This is a genomic window from Streptomyces lanatus, assembly GCF_014655715.1.
In the GTDB taxonomy this organism is placed as follows: Bacteria; Actinomycetota; Actinomycetes; order Streptomycetales; family Streptomycetaceae; genus Streptomyces; species Streptomyces lanatus.
In genome coordinates, this window is record NZ_BNBM01000047.1 from 1 (window position 1) to 724 (window position 724).

At 68.6% G+C, this 724-nt stretch carries 1 protein-coding gene; it reads right to left on the reverse strand.

Translation table 11 applies throughout. The annotated features are described in order from the left end of the window. On the reverse strand, window positions 1–724 hold a 724-nt coding region (locus tag IE325_RS45850; protein WP_229912579.1), incomplete at both ends, for a transposase.

The window sequence follows — 724 nt, forward strand, 5'->3', positions numbered from 1 at the left end:
CGATGCCGAGCATCGCTTGGTGAACGCCGTTGCCCTTGAGGCGGCAGTCCCGCAGGATCTTCCAGTTCTTCAATCGCGACAGGGCGTGTTCCACCCGGGCTCGCGCCCGGCGGTGGACGGCATTCTCCGCTTCCTGCTGCGGGCTGAGGTGTGTCTGACCGCGTCGTTTGCGGTGCGGGATGAGCAGGCCGGTGCCCTGGTAGCCGCCGTCGGCGATGGTCGGGGCTCCCCGGCAGGCCCGGTCAACGCCGGACTCCGTGAACGCCCGGCAGTCGTTGCGGCTGCCGGGCAGCGGCAGGCCGATCGCCACCACCAGGCGGCTGTTGGCATCGATCACGACCTGCAGGTTCGTCGAGTAGCGGTAGTTCTTGCTGGAGGCGGCCACCCTGCGGTCGCGGGTGGGCACCAGGGTGCCGTCGACGATGTAGACGGTGTCCTTGCGCGGCCGCCGGGCCGGCGAGATGGCCAGCAGAGGTGCGAGGTGATCGAGGATGCGGTCGGCCGCGGACTTCGAGACCCCGAACAATGGCGCTACCTGCCGCAACGTCAGATTCGTGCGCCAATAGGTGGCCACCAGCAGCACCCGGTCCTCCAACGGCAGTCGCCAGGGACGACCGCGCTGAAGATCGCCACCGCGACGCCGCACCAGGGCCACCAGCCTGGCGAACTGCACCTCGGTCAACCCGGAGAACGGCTCGATCCACTTCGGATCATCCGCTGAGAT